The 17,592-nt window shown below is 36.9% G+C and carries 14 protein-coding genes, 1 other RNA gene and 2 other annotated features (1 of these 17 running past the window's edge); of the genes, 4 read left to right on the forward strand and 11 right to left on the reverse strand.

All coding sequences use genetic code 11. The features are described 5' to 3' along the window. Positions 1-77 precede the first annotated feature (77 nt). Positions 78-293, reverse strand: a binding site (T-box leader). A gap of 38 nt (positions 294-331) precedes the next feature. The 5 genes from NSQ95_RS11340 to NSQ95_RS11360 are packed head-to-tail and all read right to left on the reverse strand — an operon-like array spanning position 332 to position 6,175. Continuing rightward, complete coding sequence (locus NSQ95_RS11340) at positions 332-2,776, reverse strand: ATP-dependent RecD-like DNA helicase (protein WP_340883188.1); 2,445 nt, start codon at positions 2,774-2,776, stop codon at positions 332-334. 20 nt (positions 2,777-2,796) lie between these two features. Further along, positions 2,797-3,453 carry a tetratricopeptide repeat protein gene (locus tag NSQ95_RS11345; protein WP_340883187.1) on the reverse strand — a complete coding sequence of 219 codons (657 nt, stop codon included), beginning with the start codon at positions 3,451-3,453 and terminating at the stop codon, positions 2,797-2,799. Between the two features lie 14 nt (positions 3,454-3,467). After that, a complete protein-coding gene (mnmA, locus tag NSQ95_RS11350; protein ID WP_298470374.1) occupies positions 3,468-4,583 on the reverse strand; it encodes a tRNA 2-thiouridine(34) synthase MnmA in 1,116 nt (371 codons plus the stop codon). A gap of 18 nt (positions 4,584-4,601) precedes the next feature. Further along, positions 4,602-5,735: a cysteine desulfurase family protein gene (locus NSQ95_RS11355; protein ID WP_340883186.1), complete on the reverse strand. Its 1,134-nt coding sequence runs from the start codon at positions 5,733-5,735 to the stop codon at positions 4,602-4,604. A gap of 17 nt (positions 5,736-5,752) precedes the next feature. Beyond that, on the reverse strand, positions 5,753-6,175 hold the full coding sequence (locus tag NSQ95_RS11360) for an Rrf2 family transcriptional regulator (RefSeq protein WP_340885928.1): 423 nt from the start codon (positions 6,173-6,175) through the stop codon (positions 5,753-5,755). Between the two features lie 450 nt (positions 6,176-6,625). On the opposite strand from NSQ95_RS11360, the gene NSQ95_RS11365 reads away from it, so the two are divergent. Next, complete coding sequence (locus NSQ95_RS11365) at positions 6,626-7,912, forward strand: replication-associated recombination protein A (RefSeq protein WP_342559649.1); 1,287 nt, start codon at positions 6,626-6,628, stop codon at positions 7,910-7,912. Positions 7,913-8,008: 96 nt separating this feature from the next. Here the strand turns inward: NSQ95_RS11365 and NSQ95_RS11370 are convergent, their stop codons facing one another. Continuing rightward, complete coding sequence (locus NSQ95_RS11370; RefSeq protein WP_340883185.1) at positions 8,009-8,203, reverse strand: hypothetical protein; 195 nt, start codon at positions 8,201-8,203, stop codon at positions 8,009-8,011. Positions 8,204-8,272: 69 nt separating this feature from the next. Next, a complete protein-coding gene (locus tag NSQ95_RS11375) occupies positions 8,273-9,034 on the reverse strand; it encodes a tRNA threonylcarbamoyladenosine dehydratase (protein WP_298470366.1) in 762 nt (253 codons plus the stop codon). Between the two features lie 474 nt (positions 9,035-9,508). On the opposite strand from NSQ95_RS11375, the gene NSQ95_RS11380 reads away from it, so the two are divergent. Then, a complete protein-coding gene (locus tag NSQ95_RS11380) occupies positions 9,509-10,969 on the forward strand; it encodes an IS1182 family transposase (protein ID WP_340881957.1) in 1,461 nt (486 codons plus the stop codon). Between the two features lie 137 nt (positions 10,970-11,106). Here NSQ95_RS11380 and ssrS read toward each other — a convergent pair. Continuing rightward, positions 11,107-11,293: non-coding RNA, 6S RNA (ssrS, locus tag NSQ95_RS11385), on the reverse strand. Between the two features lie 235 nt (positions 11,294-11,528). On the opposite strand from ssrS, the gene NSQ95_RS11390 reads away from it, so the two are divergent. After that, positions 11,529-12,158, forward strand: a complete 630-nt coding sequence (locus NSQ95_RS11390) for a LysE family transporter (RefSeq protein ID WP_340883184.1) — start codon at positions 11,529-11,531, stop codon at positions 12,156-12,158. A gap of 123 nt (positions 12,159-12,281) precedes the next feature. Next, positions 12,282-13,490, forward strand: a complete 1,209-nt coding sequence (locus NSQ95_RS11395; protein ID WP_340885926.1) for an MFS transporter — start codon at positions 12,282-12,284, stop codon at positions 13,488-13,490. A gap of 146 nt (positions 13,491-13,636) precedes the next feature. Here the strand turns inward: NSQ95_RS11395 and NSQ95_RS11400 are convergent, their stop codons facing one another. The 3 genes from NSQ95_RS11400 to hisS form a co-directional block, all read right to left on the reverse strand. Then, a complete protein-coding gene (locus NSQ95_RS11400) occupies positions 13,637-13,912 on the reverse strand; it encodes a YqhV family protein (protein WP_340883183.1) in 276 nt (91 codons plus the stop codon). 358 nt (positions 13,913-14,270) lie between these two features. Further along, positions 14,271-16,043 carry an aspartate--tRNA ligase gene (aspS, locus tag NSQ95_RS11405; protein ID WP_340885924.1) on the reverse strand — a complete coding sequence of 591 codons (1,773 nt, stop codon included), beginning with the start codon at positions 16,041-16,043 and terminating at the stop codon, positions 14,271-14,273. Next, positions 16,043-17,320 (reverse strand): histidine--tRNA ligase, encoded by a 1,278-nt coding sequence (gene hisS, locus NSQ95_RS11410; protein WP_340883182.1) that lies wholly within the window; start codon positions 17,318-17,320, stop codon positions 16,043-16,045. The genes aspS and hisS overlap by 1 nt, the downstream gene beginning before the upstream one ends. A 54-nt stretch (positions 17,321-17,374) precedes the next feature. Continuing rightward, positions 17,375-17,592: a binding site (T-box leader), on the reverse strand; it runs 16 nt beyond the window's last position.

Genomic DNA, 17,592 nt, shown 5'->3' on the forward strand with positions numbered 1-17,592 from the left:
TCCTCCTAATAAAATTATTCCTCTTTAACAAAAGATTTGACGCTATGCAAAATAAAATAAAAAAAGCCTTCATCCCAAAAAGGGACGAAAGCTATTATTTCGCGGTACCACCCTAGTTACATAATAGAATACAACCTATTATGTCTCTTAAGAATCCTTAACGCAGATTTACGGCAGGTATTAGCTGCACTCAGGAGTAGCTTTCCTAATTGTTATACGCTGGGGATTCTTTCAGCCAAAGGAACCCTTCTCTCTTCAGGTAACAACAGTACTTTCTCCGTCATCATGTTTTTATATGCAATTTTGATTATAATTAACAATTTGTACTATGTCAATCTGTATCTAAGAACTCATATGGGGTAATCCCCTTCATGCCTATAAGAGGATCGATTAAATGATAATTATCTGCTGACAAATATGTTGAGTCCACTTCATCAGCCTCAACAGACAATGTCTCTTCAGTACGACCTTTTTCTGCAGATACAGATGATGTAGATTTTGTCTCTATTTCTTCTTTTTCTTCATCTGATAAACGTTCTTTCAATGTAGTTAAACGCTGCAAGTCATCTGTTCGTTCAACGCCAAATTTAAATACCTCTGGATCTCCACAAAGAATTAAGAAATTTTTAGCGCGAGTAATTCCAGTGTAAAGCAAGTTACGTCTAAGCATTTTCATATAGCTTCTAGTAACAGGCATAATGACTGTTTGGAACTCACTCCCCTGTGATTTATGAACGGAGCAACAATACGCTAGAGTAATTTGATTTAAGTCATTCTTTTCATACGTAACTTCATTGCCATCAAAAGAGACAACAAGCATCTCTTTCTTCTCAACCGTTTCATTGGCTCTAAAAATAGCAACAACTTCCCCCATATCACCATTAAAAACGTTACTTTCCGGTTGATTTACTAGCTGGAGTACTTTATCGCCTATTCGATAAATTGTATCTCCAAAGGTCATTTCCTTACGTGTTCCATCGGTATTCGGATTGACCATCTCTTGAATCATTTTATTTAACGCATCTATTCCAGCAGGCCCTCTATACATAGGAGCTAGCACTTGGATCTCTCGAATGGATTGACCTTTAGACAATGCCGCCTTTAACACTTGTTCTACTACTTTAGGGATTTGTTCAGTAGTTGCCTTGATAAAGGATCGATCTTTTGTTTTAGCGGTAAGTGTAGCAGGTACACTTCCTTGTTTCATTTCATGTGCTAATTCTATAATGGAGGATCCCTCTGATTGTCGATAAATATCCACCAGTTCGACTGTTGGAATTCTTTTAGATGCCAGTAAGTCCTTTAATACCTGACCTGGACCAACAGGTGGGAGCTGGTCTTGGTCACCAACAAAAATAACCTGAGCATCCTTAGGGATAGCTTTTAAAAGCTGATGACCTAGCCAAGTATCTAGCATAGAGGTCTCATCAATAATAACTAGTCTTCCTTCAATTTCTTTACCTTCTGTATCGGTGTCCTCTTGGCCATTAAAACCAAGTAATCTATGAATGGTCATTGCAGGCAGCTCTGTAGATTCACTTAAGCGCTTAGCTGCTCTACCAGTAGGTGCAGCAAGAACAATTGGAAAAGGCTTTTGCTCCTTTGCCCATTCCTTGGGATCTAAGGACAGCCCGTGCAATTCAGAGTATAGTTCTACAATCCCTCGTACAACGGTTGTTTTTCCCGTACCAGGTCCACCCGTTAATAACGTAATATTCGAATTAAGAGCTGTTTCAATAGCCTTGATTTGTGTATTGGCATATTTAACACCAAGACGTTTCTCTAAAGGACCTAAATGCTTCTTAATTTCTTTTAAAGGAAATTGGTGAATATCTTTATCCATTAGTAAAGTTTCTACCTTGGAGCTGATGCCAACCTCTGAAAAATAGAGAGATGGAATATAAAATTTATTTACCTCTCCAACAATCCTGCTTTCCTCAGCTAGCTCTATACAACATTGTGTTATTGACTCATAAGAGATTTCCTCTCTTTGTGCATTTTCAAGCATTCTTTTAACGTCTTCTAAGAGCTGCTCAGCATATTGAAAGACATGGCCCTCACTAAGCGAAGAAGTTTGAAGTAAATGGTATATCGCTGCTTTTATACGGTCTGGATGGTTTCCTTTTATCCCGAGCTTGTAACCTAACTCGTCAGCACGTACAAAACCAACCCCCTCAACATCTTCTATTAAACGATATGGGTTTTCCGTTAACTTAGCAATTGTTTCTTCTCTATAGGCCTGATAGATTTTCATTGCAACTTGGGGACCAAAACCCCACTCATTTAGCTGAATCATAACCTTTTCTAGTCCTAAATTTTGTTCTAATGTGGCTCTAATAGTTTGTTTCTTATCTTCACCTAGCTTTGGAATAATATCTAGAGACGCTGGATCATCTAAAATTCGATTAATCGCATTTTCTCCTAGTTTCTTAACAATTAGCTCCGCGGTCTTCCTACCTATCCCAGGAAACATATCACTAGATAGATAATGAACAATCCCTGTCTCTGTTGCCGGGACCTCCTTTTGGAACGTTTCGACTTGAAACTGTATACCATACTTTGGATGATTTTTTATAACACCTGTAAATTTATACGCTTCTTCTAAAACTAACTGGGGGAAATAACCTGTAACAATTATTTCTTTATCTGTGTATGTAGTATTAGTGGATTTTATCTTTAGTTTAATAATGGAGAAAAGATTTTGCGGATTATGAAAGATAGAGACGATTGGTCGACCTGATATAAATTGTTTTTCGTTATTTATTTCATTTGTCATTTCAATCGTCTCCTAACTTCCTAATTGCGTAGTGAAATCATATCGTATACATATCTAGCTTGATCATAGTTTGGTTGTATTGTAAAAGCTGCTTTTAGATGTTTAAGAGCGCTTTCTGTGTCAGATGTAGACACTGCATATAAAACTCCCATGTTGTAATGGGCATCTGCGTTTTCTGGGTCTAGCTCTAGTATTTCTTTAAAAATTGGTTCTGCTATATCGAACATTTCAAGGCTTGCCAGAGCGATACCATATGTTAGTTTAATCTGAATATCTTGTGTCTCGTCTAATTCGTAAGCTCTTTGAAGATATGGAAGTGCAAGCTTCGTTTGATCAACCTTTTGAAAGCTTTTTCCTAGCATGAAATAAGCATCTGGACCTTCAATACCTTTTGCAATTGCTTTTTCATAAAGCTTCGCAGCTTCTTCAAAACGCTCCGTATTATAATACAAATTAGCTAGGCTATAAAAGGCTGTCGCAGCTTCGTCTAATGTGATTGCCTTTTGAAAAAAGCGTTCAGCACGTTCATTTTCATTCATAGAAGCTAGTAGGTTTCCAAAGTTTATAAAACCAATTGATTCTTCTGGATTTTCTTCAATTGCTTTGTTAAACAATTCTGCTGCTTTTTCATAATTTTCTTCTTGTATTGCTTGTATCCCTAGTTCATTGTAATTCAAATCCAATACCTCCATTAACCAACGTAATCCAATTTAAGTCCATCTTTAAAAACCTCGTCTATCGTCGCTCCACCAAGACACTCATCTCCTTGATAGAAAACAACTGCTTGTCCTGGAGTGATCGCACGAACTGGCTGATCAAATACTACACGAACACGATTTTCAGACAGTAGCTCTACGTGAACTCCGACATCTTCCTGACGATAGCGGAATTTAGCCGTACATGTAAAGGAAGATGGTTTGTCTAGCGTAGTTGTAAATGATAAGTCAGTAGCTGTAAGACTCGTAGAGAACAAGGCGTCATTATTAATATTCTGACCGACTAATAAAACATTTCTTGCTAGGTCTTTTCCGATAACAAACCAAGGGTCTCCAGCTCCACCAATACCTAAACCATGGCGTTGACCAATTGTGTAATACATTAAGCCATCATGTTTACCCATTACTTGACCGTCCATTGTTTCCATAGTACCTTGCTTAGCTGGTAAGTACTGACTTAAAAATTCTTTAAAGTTTCTTTCACCTATAAAGCAAATACCAGTAGAGTCTTTCTTAGTTGCAGTTGCTAAACCTTGTTCTAATGCTATCTCACGGACTTTTTTCTTCTCTAAATGACCGATTGGAAACATGACCTTCTCTAATTGCTCTTGGTTAAGTTGATTTAAGAAATAGGTTTGGTCTTTGTTGTTGTCCTTACCACGCAGCATTCTCGTTTGGCCTTCTTTAACTTCTACTTGTGCATAATGTCCTGTTGCAAGATAATCAGCTCCAAGTGCCAATGCATACTCTAAAAATGCTTTAAATTTAATTTCCTTGTTACACATCACATCAGGGTTTGGCGTTCTTCCCGCCTTATATTCTTCTAAAAAGTAAGAAAATACTTTATCCCAATACTGTTTTTCAAAGTTTACAGCATAATAAGGGATACCAATTTGATTACAAACCTTTATAACATCTTCGTAATCCTCTGTTGCTGTACATACACCATTTTCATCGGTGTCATCCCAGTTTTTCATAAATATACCGATTACATCGTAACCTTGCTCTTTTAGCAGATAGGCCGCTACGGAGGAATCAACTCCTCCAGACATACCTACTACTACTCTTGTATCTTCTTTTTTCTTCATCATTTAACTCACTCTTTTCAGTTATCCAAGAATAATTTTACTTATTTTATTGGCCGCTTCTATTGCTTCTTCTTTTGTATTGTTTAATCCAAAACTGAATCGCACTGAATTTCTCAGCTCAGGTGTTTTTTCACCATACATCGCTACTAGGACGTGCGAAGGGTCAATGGAGCCAGCGGTACAAGCAGAACCACTTGACGCATCAATCCCAGCTAAATCTAACTGTACGAGAAAAGTCTCAACATCTGTTTTGGGGATACTTACATTTACTACATGAGGTAGTAAATTTTCTAGTGATCCATTTATTTTAAACTCTACTCCATTTGTTTGTAATTGCTCAACAAATGTATCTCTTAACGTTCGATAATGCTCGTTGCTTTTTTCAATGTTTTGCTGCTTAATTTCCACTGCTTTTGCAAAGGCAACAATTGCCGGAACATTTTCTGTACCTGCACGTTTTTTGCGCTCCTGCTGACCACCATACAATAATGGTTTAAGGTAAATATCCTTATTTTGATATAGAAAACCGATCCCTTTTGGTCCGTTAATTTTATGGCTGGAGACACTGAGCAAATCGATATAGGTCTCTTTTACATCAATTGAAACACTTCCGTATGCTTGTACTGCATCTGTATGGAAATATGCTTGATGATCCTTTAATATGCTGCCAATTTCTTTTATAGGTTGAATCGTTCCTACCTCGTTATTGGCAAACATAATGGAAACTAAAATAGTATCTTGTCTTAAAGCTTTTTTCAAGTCATCTATACTGATTAAACCTGTTCGATCAACCGGTAAGTAGGTTATTTCAAAGCCTTCTTTTTCAAGCTGCTGACATGCATGCAAGATTGCATGATGCTCAATCTGTGTCGTAATAATATGTTTACCTAAAGCTTTACGGGCATAGGCAGTGCCGAATAATGCGTAGTTGTCTGCTTCTGTCCCACCACTTGTTATAGTTATTTCAATTTCTTGTGCTCCAATAGATTGAGCTAATATTCTTCGAGCATCATCTAATTTTTTTCGAGCAATTCTTCCTGTTTGATGGATACTTGATGCATTGCCATAAACATTATTTATCTCTTCTACTAAAGTATGGACAACTTGCTCTGCCATAGGTGTTGTTGCAGCATGATCTAAATATATTCTATTCATAGTGAACTCTTAACTCCTTATATATAAAACATGTACCCTTCCAAATCAGGGTTTTCTTCTGTGTATTTGGACAAATCTTCAATCGTTGTCGTATCAAGCACATTTTTAACTGCATCACGAATTCTTAACCAAAGCTCGCGCTGTGCTGCTGCTTCCTCATCTATACCTTCTACAATTTGAATTGGACCCTCTAATACACGAATAACGTCGCCAGCAGTTATCTCGTTTGGCGCTTTAGACAGCATATAACCACCATATGCTCCTCTAACGCTTTTTACTAAGCCAGCATTACGTAGGGGTGATACAATTTGTTCTAAGTAAGCTTCAGATAAGGAGTGCTCCGTAGCAATTTGTCGTAAAGCATGTGGACCTTCCCCATACTGTTTCCCTAAAGCTACCATGATGGTAAGTCCATACCGACCCTTTGTTGAAAATTTCAACATTTTCACCTCATTTTAATTTAACAAATTACTTATTTGATCATTCTTAAGTATAATTTTTGCGTTTAATGTTATATTCATCAGGGTATAAAAAATTCTTTCCCTAGTATAGCATAACTCATAGGGCTAACGACTTCAAAATGACTTTTAGTCCCATCTTCTATATAATAAAGGAACAAATGTACGTTTTAAAGTACAAAAAATCATTTGTTTCTTAAATGTCTAAGTTAAAATAATAAAAATGCAACTAGCTGAAGCTTTTAATTTACTGAAATAGCCAAATATATTCTAAAGTCAATTACAATACTTTGTTTTATCACCGTTCGGAGGGATTTATCACCGTTCAGCAGGGTTTATCACCGTTCGCGCAGTTTTATCACCGCTTAGGCTTAGCCTGAGCCACAAATAAAAATAATCTTGATAAATACATAGAAAAAGGAGAGATTCGTTTTGCAAAATGAACCGTTAGCCTATCGAATGAGACCACAAACAATAGATGAAATTGCAGGACAGCAACATGTAATTGGTAAAAATACAGCTCTATATAAAATGATTATCAATGGACATGTTCCCTCCATGCTCCTGTACGGAGATCCAGGTGTAGGCAAAACCTCTTTGGCTTTTGCCATAGCTGGAACAACCAAGCTCCCTTTTGTAGCCTTAAATGCAACTAAAGCTGGTAAGAAAGACGTGGAGGATGTTGTTGCAGACGCAAGAATCAGTGGAAAGATTATATTATTCTTAGACGAAATTCACCGATTCAACAAACTACAGCAAGATACTCTTTTGCCACACGTTGAAAATGGTTCTATCATTCTGATCGGTGCTACAACGGAAAATCCTTTCCATGACGTCAATCCAGCGATCCGCTCCCGTTGTAGAGAGATTAAACAGTTGAAGCGGCTTACTACGGAGGATGTAGACGTTCTTCTAAAAAGAGCTTTAGAGGATAGCGTTAAAGGTCTCGGTAAAACCCCTATAAAAATTACAGAAGAACAACTATTAAAGATTGCAGATGCCTCGAATGGTGATGCTCGTAAAGCTTTGACTCTATTAGAATCAACTATTTTTGCAAGCTTTGAAGAAGATGGTATTACCGTAGTAGAAGATTCTACGCTGGATAGCCTTATTGATCGAGTAGGTGTATTTGGAGATAAAAAGGGCTCTCACTTTTATAACTTATTATCAGCCCTTCAAAAATCAGTGAGAGGTAGTGATACGGACGCAGCTTTATATTATCTTGCACACCTTTTAGAAAATGGGGATTTGGTAGCTGTCAGTAGAAGACTTTTGGTGATGAGCTATGAGGATATTGGACTTGCCAATCCTGCAGTAGGACCACAAGTATTAGCCGCAATTCAATCAGCAGAAAGACTAGGGCTTCCGGAAGCACGTATTCCACTGGCAAATGCAGTAGTTCTAATGTGCTTATCCGAGAAATCCAACTCTGCGTATGTAGCACTCGACAAGGCGATCAGCAGTATCCATGCGGGTAAAACCGGGGATATTCCAAGTCATTTAAAAGATACTCATTACGCTGGTGCGAAGGAACTTGGGCATGGTGGCTATGTATATCCTCACGATCATAAAATAGGAACGTTCGGTGGTTGGGTGAAACAAACCTATCTTCCAGATAATTTAGTCGGTACAAGATTTTATGATCCGATAGATGCTGGCGAAGAAAAGCGATTGGCAGCTATTTATAATCGTTTAGAGAACTTTAAGAAGGAAAAATAAAGTAAAAAGAGAACACGAGTCATAAAAATTTAAAACGCTACCGAAAACATCGGTAGCGTTTTGTTTTGTCTCATCTTTTAAGCATGATTATAAGGATTATACACCCATTTTTCTGCGTGTATTGCTTACCTTTTTAGTTTGTTGACTTTTCATTTTTTGATTAGCTGCTGGACCAGCCCCTTTTAAGTTACCGCCACCAGCTTGGTTTTTCTTTTCTTCTAGCTTTTGTTTAACAGCTTCTTGAAGAGTCATTTTTTTCTTTGGCTCTTCCTGATTTTTTGTTTCAGTCATTTTAGATTCCACCTCGTTTGAAATGTGATTAGTTTTAGTATAAGTGATGTAAAAAAAACTGCAACCTATTTACTGCACTCTATTAATTGTAATATTTTTTGTAATGTCATTTATTACCCAACTAGCACAAATTAAACCTACCACAGACGGCACAAATGCATTAGAGGAAGGTGGCATCTTAGCTTTACGGATAGCAGCATCTGGCTTTCCAACTGTTTCTACTACATCTTCTCTCACTACAATAGGACTTTCATCTGAAAATACAACGGGAATTCCTTTTGTAATACGATCTTCCTTACGTAACTTTGTACGTATTACTTTTGCAAGTGGATCGGTATGTGTCTTAGAAATATCAACAATTTTAAATCTCGTTGGATCTGTTTTGTTGGCAGCTCCCATACTAGAAATTATTTTAATACCACGCTTTAAACATTCTTTCATCAAATGAATTTTATATATTATTGTATCCGATGCATCTATAACATAATCAATTTTCATATCAAAAAATTGTTCATACGTTTCTTCGGTATAGAACATATGCATATCAATTACTTCACAATCTGGATTAATGTCTGCGATTCTTTCTTTCATTACCTCAGATTTTGATCGTCCTACAGTAGACATGTAAGCTACTAATTGACGATTTATATTTGTTATATCCACATTGTCCTTATCTACTAAAATAATTCTACCCACACCACTTCGGGCGCATGCTTCCGCAGCAAATGATCCAACGCCTCCTACACCCAAAATAGCTACTGTTGTATTCTTTAACAGCTCTACTCCTTCTCTTCCTATAGCAAGTTCATTTCTAGAAAATTGATGTAACATAAAAAACACTCCATTTATATAAGATTAGTTGGTTTTATCTTTTCACTACTCAAATATTATCACATTAGTTCCAGTCAAGTGCTATTCTATTAATATTTTACCCTTGAAAATTTATTATAAACGATGGAGTGTACTATGGTACACAGATAACCTATTTACTAAATTCACTAATTTTATAGCGTTAGGAAATGCTAAATTGGATTAAAGGAATTCTAATTTGCAGTTTATTTTTATATTACTAAATTTGCTTAAAAGTTTTTGCGAATATGATTGTTTTTGTACGAGCAACTGTCTCTGAAAGTTATTATTCATTCCACTAAAAAAGTCCCCTGAAAATAGGAGGGCACTGAAAAAGTCAATGAAATTACTAAAGCGATTGCGTGAACAGATTTCTGTTCACGCAATCGCTTTTTCTTTATCTTACATCCTCTTATCATAGTATAATGAGTAAAACTAACTAGAGGTGACGCAGCCATGATTTCCAAACAAGAAACACTAAATTTGAGCCCTTATATAGCTTTGTATGATTTAGTTATCCCAAAAGATAATATGCTTCGCCAAATCAACGAGCTCGTCGATTTTTCATTTATCTTAGACGAATTAAAATCAAAATATTGTTTGGATAATGGTAGAAATGCGATTCCACCTATTCGTATGTTCAAATATTTACTGTTGAAAGCCATACATGACCTATCAGATGCCGATCTCGTAGAGCGTTCAAAATTCGATATGTCGTTTAAATATTTTCTAGATATGTCACCAGAAGAAGAGGTCATTGATTCCAGTTCTCTTACAAAATTTCGCCGCCTTCGTCTCCAAGACATGAATCTATTAGATTTACTCATTGGAAAGACGGTTGAAATTGCGTTGGAAAAAGGGCTTATCACCAGTAAAACCGTTATTGTCGATGCAACTCACACAAAAGCTCGTTATAATCAAAAATCACCAAAAGAGTTTTTACAAGAAAAATCAAAAAATGTGCGTAAAACGGTTTACCAACTCGAGGAAGAGATGGTCGGAAAGTTTCCTAAAAAGCCAACTTCAAATGAAGTGACGGAGGAATTGGATTATTGCCGCCGAGTTGTGGAAGTCGTCGAAACACAATCAAAAGTAGCACAAATCCCTGCTGTGAAAGAAAAATTAAATGTCTTAAAAGAAGTCATCGATGATTACGATACACAGTTGGGTCATTCAAAAGATCCTGATGCGCGTGTCGGACATAAATCGGCAGACTCGGCTTTCTTTGGATTCAAAACGCATATCGCGATGAGTGATGAACGAATTATCACAGCCGCGATTGTAACAACTGGTGAAAAAAGTGATGGTCAATATCTTCAAGAATTAGTAGAGAAAAGTAAAGGGACAGGGATGGACATCGAGACGATCATTGGAGACACGGCTTATTCAGGCAAAGATAATTTACAATACGCCAAATCGGAAGAACTTCAATTAATTTCAAAATTAAATCCCGTTATCACAAATGGTAACGGTCAAAGAAAAATTGCATTTGATTTTAATAAAGATGCCGGTATGTTTGTGTGCCCAGTCGGGCACATGGCGATTCGAAAAGCACGGACTGGAAAGAAAAATGAAAATCAAAATCAAAAAATCACCTTTTATTTTGACATCGAAAAATGTAAAGTTTGTCCAATGCGTGAAGGCTGCTATACAGAAGGTGCGAAAAGTAAAACGTATAGCATCTCATTGAAATCAAATGAACATGAAGAACAAGAGGCCTTCCAAGAAACTGAGGCCTTCAAAGAACTAGCCAAAAAACGCTATAAAATTGAGGCGAAAAATAGTGAGATTAAAAATCCGCACGGCTATAAAACGGCAAAATCAGCGGGTTTATTTGGCATGGAAATACAAGGTGCCACAACGATATTCGCTGTCAACCTGAAACGGATCATGAAACTACTAAATGAAAAAGAGTAAGAAATAGACAATGAAATAAGGCACTTTCCGTTCGAATTGAACAGAAAGTGCCTTGTTTTTGGTTGAAAAACCAATTAGATTTTAAAACTCGTTAGTTTTTCAGTGCCCTCGAAAATACAGGGGACTTTTTTAAATAGACGAATCCCAATCGTGCCGACTAATAGTGCTTATCGTTTTGAACCCGCACAGAGCAGGTGGGTGTCCTCTTTACTGTCTTTGAAGTCCCTAACTAGAGGGCATGTCATCAACAATAAAAGTCAGACTCCCGACGATATAATTGTTCGGTCAAAACTGATTGGCGTTTCGCGAACACATCAGGATTCGTATTACTTGTATAATAGCATATCCCTTTTAAAACTTCAATGAATATACCATGATATTATTTGACTATTCAGAATCATGAAGGTTAGTAGATATATCATATATAACACCTTTCTTCCATATCCTTACCCTTCTTTCACACTTACAAACGTCGATAAAAATACTCTATAAAACTAGTCCTAGATATCCTTGTCTATGAATAATATACATAGACAAGACTTTAAACGGAGGGCTCTATGTGAATTCACTAACCACTTATTTTATATTAGGTATATCGTTGGCTGCACCAATCGGCCCTGTAAAGGCAACCTTGCTGAACACTGGCATAAAAAATGGGTTTTTTCATGCTTGGTTTTTTGGTTTAGGAGCAATTGCAACTGACATTCTCTACATGTTAATGGTGTACTTTGGTGTCGGACAATTTATTGACAATCCAATGATGAAAACGTTTCTTTGGTCTTTTGGATTTTTTGTCCTCATGTACACAGGGATTGAAAACTTGTTAACGGTAAATAATATTTCTATGGATGCAAAATATCGAAAGGTCGTAAGGTTAAGACATTCCTTTCTATCTGGGTTACTTATGGCTCTATTGAATCCTTTGACTATTTTATTTTGGCTTGGAATTTATGGTTCCATACTTGTTGGAGGAGCAAGTGGATCTTTATCAGGGATTGAGGTTATTTTGTATAGTATTACTATCTTATTAGGAATTACACTTGTCGATCTGACGATGGCTACTATTTCTAGTGGGTCTAGAAAATTACTATCTACGCCTCTTTTAAAAACTGTATCCATCATCTCTTCTATTTCCATGATAGGTTTTGGTATATACTTCGGAATTCAGGCTTACTATTCTTTATTTTAAACAAGAAGTCAATTCTTATAAACATATGCATAAAAAAATCCCTATAGGAGAACATACCTTTATTCTATAAAAATTGAGGTGTGTAGGTTGGGGAAGAAAGATGAAAATCTTATCGTAAGCAAGATGACTATTATTAGTATAGCTTCGATTCCATTAGTGATGACACTGGGGAACTCCATGCTTATTCCCGTGCTTCCAATACTGGAGAAAAAGGTAGATATTAGTTCTTTTCAATCAAGTATGATTATAACTAGCTACTCAATTGCTGCCATCATTCTTATTCCAGTCGCTGGCTATTTATCTGATCGATTTGGGAGAAAGAAAATTATATTGCCTTGCTTACTTTTAGCATTGATCGGTGGTCTTATAGCTGGAATGGCCTCCTGGAAAATGGACAGTCCTTACATGATGATCATTATTGGTAGGGTTTTGCAAGGTATGGGTGCTGCCGGTGCTATGCCGATTGTCTTGCCTCTAGTAGGTGATTTGTTTAAAGATGACCCCGAGAAGACAAGCTCCACCTTAGGTCTGATTGAGACATCCAATACTTTTGGTAAAGTTTTAAGCCCTATCCTAGGTTCAGCTATAGCTGCTGTATTATGGTTCTTCCCATTTTTCTCTATCTCTATTTTTAGCGCCATCGCCTTCATACTCATATTATTTTTCGTTAAAGTTCCTAAAGGAGATAACGAAGAACCAGATAAACTTAAGGAATTCTTAAACAAGGTCAAGGAAACATTTAAAGCTGAAGGTAAGTGGTTAACCTCGGTATTTTTAAATGGAATATTTGCGATGTTCGTTCTTTTCGGGGTTCTATTTTATCTATCAGAAATATTGGAGAAAATTCATGATATTAAAGGAATTAAAAAAGGGTTTGTATTAGCCATTCCTTTATTATTCTTATGTATTGCATCCTTTATTACTGGCAGAAAGATCAAGGGACAATTAAAAACGATTAAACGTCTAATGATTATTACACTCATCGTTGCTTCGGCAAGTGTTGTATTTATAGGATTTGTAAAAGACAGCATCTTTTTGTTAATCGCCGTTTCCAGCATTCTTGGAATCGCAATTGGTGCCATCCTTCCTGTTTTAGATGCGATTATTACTGAAAACATAAAAAAAGAAGAACGAGGAACCATTTCTTCCTTTTACAGCTCTGCTCGTTTTTTAGGAGTAGCAGCAGGACCACCTATCCTATCATTAGTCATGAAAAACTATATCAATCCTTTTTATATAGGCTGTGGTGTTCTAGGAATTATACTCACGTTTCTTGTCTTTAAGCTGGTTAAAGTTAGTGAAATCGAAAAAAAAGATGAAAAGCCCGCTTAAAATATTGTTAAATATAAAAATAAAACCGATAATGCCTTCAAGTTATCGGTTATTTAATAAATCCTCAAAAAAATTAGCACCAACTTCCATTCTCACTATTGAGAAGGAAACATGTGCTAGTTTTTTTAGCTTATAATTTGATAAACTCATTTTGAATTTACACTAAAGAGTATTAATAAAATACCTGCGAATAGGCATACGATTCGAGTCATAGATATTTTATCCGCTAATCCCATTAAACCTATACCTGTCGTAACGATCAAAATGCAAGGCCCTACTAGTGCAAGCATTGAATTAATATAGAATGCTTTTTCTAAGTCATTAAACTTTAGCATAAACATGGCTGCAGTAATTTCTATGCTACCAGATGCAAGTCTTAATAAAATTATAAAGAGTAATGCCTTTTCAATAACTCCAATCATCCTCCCAATTATGTATAATCTCTTAAAAGTATATGTGACCTCATCTTAAATTATTTTAGTTAGATTTTGTTATCTTCCAATTTTTATTTAGTTTTAGTATTTGGAAGAGTGTTTTAGGTATTACTTTCTCTACTTTTAATTGTGTCTTCACTTATTAGGTATCACTTTCTCTTCTTTATGTTGCACTTCCCTCCCTCTTACGTGCGGCGCCTCATTGTGATTTAGGTGTCATTTCCTCTACTTTTAGGTGCGATTCCCGCTGTTTTAAGAGGAACTTCCTTCCATCCCCTATATTTAAACTCACAAATAAAAAAACACCTTTTAAGCATAAATTTCATGCTTAAAAGGTGGTAACTATTTATTGTTCTTTTTTATTTAAGCTTAACTGTAGTTCATCAAGCTGTGCTTCTGCTACTGGACTTGGTGCTTGTGTCAGTAAGCAGCTAGCACTTGCTGTCTTAGGGAAAGCAATTGTATCACGAAGATTTGTTCTTCCGGATAGAAGCATAACTAAACGGTCTAATCCGAATGCTACTCCACCGTGAGGAGGTGTACCATATTCAAACGCCTCCATTAAGAATCCAAACTGAGCTTTTGCCTCTTCGTCAGAGAATCCAAGAATCTCAAACATTTTTTCCTGTACTTCTCTTGAATAAATACGAAGAGATCCGCCACCTAGCTCATAGCCATTTAAAACAAGGTCATAAGCTTGTGCTTTTACTTGGCTTGGATCAGTTTCCATTAACGGCAGGTCTTCGTCAGCAGGACGTGTAAATGGATGGTGGGCTGCGTAATAACGTCCTTCTTTTTCATCATACTCGAATAGTGGCCAGTTCACGACCCATAGGAAAGCATAACGACTTTCATCGATTAGCTTTAAATCTTTACCAAGCTTCAAACGTAACGCTCCAAGTGCATCTGCAACTACTGATTTCTTGTCAGCTACAAATAGCAATAAATCTCCTGCTTCAGCAACTAGAGTTTGAATAAGCGTACTTGCCGCTTCACCTTCAAAGAATTTTGCAATAGGCCCTTTAATGCCTTCCTCGTCAACTTTAAGCCATGCAAGACCTTTTGCACCATAACGAGATGCATATTCTCCAAGGGCATCAATATCTTTACGTGAATAGTTATCTGCTGCTCCTTTGACGTTAATAGCTTTAACCTGGCCGCCAGCTTCTACTGCAGATGCAAATACTTTAAAGGAGCTATCCTTCACTTGCTCTGAAAGATCTGTTAACTCTAAACCAAAACGAACATCTGGTTTATCTGATCCGAATCTTGCCATTGCTTCGTCATAATCCATTCGTGGGAATGGAATGCTAACATCTACTTCTTTAACATCCTTCATGATCTTTTGCATCATGCGCTCATTCATCTCAAGAATTTCATCCATGGACAGGAAGCTCATTTCCATATCAATTTGTGTAAATTCTGGTTGACGATCAGCACGTAAATCTTCGTCACGGAAACAGCGAGCAATTTGATAGTACTTTTCAAATCCTCCAACCATCAGCAACTGTTTAAACAATTGTGGAGACTGAGGTAAAGCGTAAAACTCTCCTCCATGTACACGACTTGGTACTAGGTAATCTCGAGCTCCCTCTGGCGTAGATTTTGTTAAGATTGGTGTCTCTACTTCAAGGAATCCTTCATCGTCTAAGAAACGTCTAACTGTTTTTGTAATATCTGAACGCATTTTAAACGTGTCATACATCACTGGTCTTCTTAAATCTAGATAACGATATTTTAAACGGACATCTTCCCCTGCGTCTGTTTGATTTTCAATTGAAAAAGGAGGATTTTTTGCCTCGTTGATAACGGAAATTTCATTTGCTTGAACCTCAATTGCACCAGAAGGGATGTTGCGGTTTATTTGATTTTCTGCACGTGCAACGACATTCCCTTTAATTTCAATGATAAATTCGTTTCGTAACGTATTTGCCACCTGTAGAGCAGTTTCTGAAATTTCTGGATTAAATACAACTTGCACAATACCAGTACGGTCTCTCACATCAACGAAAATTAGTCCGCCCAAATCTCTTCGTTTTTGAACCCAACCGATTAGTTGAACCGATTCACCTATATGTTGTTCGTTTAGTTGTCCACTTGTATGCGTTCTGTTCATGATTATTTTGCCTCCGTTAATTTTTTAACTTCATCTATTAAGGATGTAAATGGTACTAGCTGTTGAGTCCCGGTAGTTAAATCTTTCAACATAACACTTTGTTTTTCGAGTTCATCTTCACCGATTACAATCACTGCTTTTGCTTTTAATCGGTCCGCTGATTTCATCTGAGCCTTTACTTTACGGTCTAAATAGTCCATATCAGCAGAAATTTTGTTTTGACGCAGCTCAAAGGTAAGCTCCGTCACTTTTTTCTTAGCTTCCTCACCCATAGCCACTAGGTAAACATCTAGTGAAGTATGGTCTGGAAACGCAATTTTTTCTGCCTCCATCGCCAGTAGAAGTCTTTCAATACTCATCGCATAACCGATACCCGGAGAATCTGGCCCACCTAGCTCCGCTACTAAGCCGTTATATCTTCCTCCACCAGCTAGCGTAGTGATTGCACCAAATCCCTCAGCAGTACTCATAATTTCAAATGCAGTGTGATTATAATAGTCTAGTCCTCGTACTAAATTAGGATCTACCTCGAACTCAATATTTAACGTGGTTAAGTATTGTTTTACTTTTTCAAAATATGCTGCAGATTCTTCATTTAAAAAATCTGTTAAAGATGGTGCTTTTGCCATCAAAGGATTGTTACGATCTACCTTACAGTCTAAAATTCGCAGTGGATTTTTTTGCAATCTATTTTGGCAATCAGAGCAAAATTCCTCGATATGCGGTTCAAAATGGTTCACTAAAGCTTCTCTGTGAGCGATTCGGCTTTCTGTATCCCCTAGTGAGTTAATCACTAGTTTCAAGCTTTTTAAACCAGCTTTTTTATAGATCGACATAGCTAGAGATATTACTTCAGCATCGATTGCTGGGTCAGCACTACCGATTGCCTCCATACCAAATTGAACAAATTGACGATACCTACCAGCTTGTTGACGCTCATAGCGGAACATAGGTCCCATGTAATATAGCTTTACTGGCTGATCAGGATATCCGAACATCTTATGTTCTACAAATGATCGTACAACTGATGCTGTTCCTTCAGGTCTTAACGTAAGTGATCGATTTCCTCTGTCCTGAAACGTGTACATTTCTTTTTGGACGATATCAGTTGTATCTCCTACTCCTCTAGTAAATAGTTCAGTATGCTCAAAGACAGGTGTTCTAATCTCTTTGTAGTGAAACATACGACACTCGTCTCTTATTAAATCTTCTACTATCTGCCACTTTGCTGTTTCAGATGGCAAAATATCTTGTGTTCCTCTTGGTAATTTAATATCCATTATGTTGGACTCCCTTCAAATACAAATAAAAAAAGCCCTCATCCCTTGCATATAGCAAGGGACGAGAGCTTTTAAGCTTCCGCGGTTCCACCCTAGTTGGTTAATATAATTAACCCTCTCAACGCTGGATAACGGCCAGATCCGTTTTTGCCTACTAAAGAATACTCTTTCGACAAAAAACCTCTCGAATGTTGTTCACTGTAGGGGTCTGTAGGAAAGATTGCAGCCACGTCTTTCCCTCTCTTGTCATTCCTTATAAACAGTTACTTTTT

The organism is Psychrobacillus sp. FSL W7-1457, assembly GCF_038593405.1.
Classification (GTDB): Bacteria; Bacillota; Bacilli; order Bacillales_A; family Planococcaceae; genus Psychrobacillus.

What these genes read in the sequence shown, in the direction of transcription:
- NSQ95_RS11395 (WP_340885926.1), top strand. Translation starts at nt 12,282, where the DNA reads ATGACTATTATTAGTATAGCTTCGATTCCATTAGTGATGACACTGGGG.
- mnmA (WP_298470374.1), bottom strand. Translation starts at nt 4,583, where the DNA reads ATGATGAAGAAAAAAGAAGATACAAGAGTAGTAGTAGGTATGTCTGGA.
- hisS (WP_340883182.1), bottom strand. Translation starts at nt 17,320, where the DNA reads ATGGATATTAAATTACCAAGAGGAACACAAGATATTTTGCCATCTGAA.
- NSQ95_RS11370 (WP_340883185.1), bottom strand. Translation starts at nt 8,203, where the DNA reads ATGACTGAAACAAAAAATCAGGAAGAGCCAAAGAAAAAAATGACTCTT.
- NSQ95_RS11355 (WP_340883186.1), bottom strand. Translation starts at nt 5,735, where the DNA reads ATGAATAGAATATATTTAGATCATGCTGCAACAACACCTATGGCAGAG.
- NSQ95_RS11375 (WP_298470366.1), bottom strand. Translation starts at nt 9,034, where the DNA reads ATGTTACATCAATTTTCTAGAAATGAACTTGCTATAGGAAGAGAAGGA.
- NSQ95_RS11400 (WP_340883183.1), bottom strand. Translation starts at nt 13,912, where the DNA reads ATGATTGGAGTTATTGAAAAGGCATTACTCTTTATAATTTTATTAAGA.
- NSQ95_RS11340 (WP_340883188.1), bottom strand. Translation starts at nt 2,776, where the DNA reads ATGACAAATGAAATAAATAACGAAAAACAATTTATATCAGGTCGACCA.
- NSQ95_RS11380 (WP_340881957.1), top strand. Translation starts at nt 9,509, where the DNA reads ATGATTTCCAAACAAGAAACACTAAATTTGAGCCCTTATATAGCTTTG.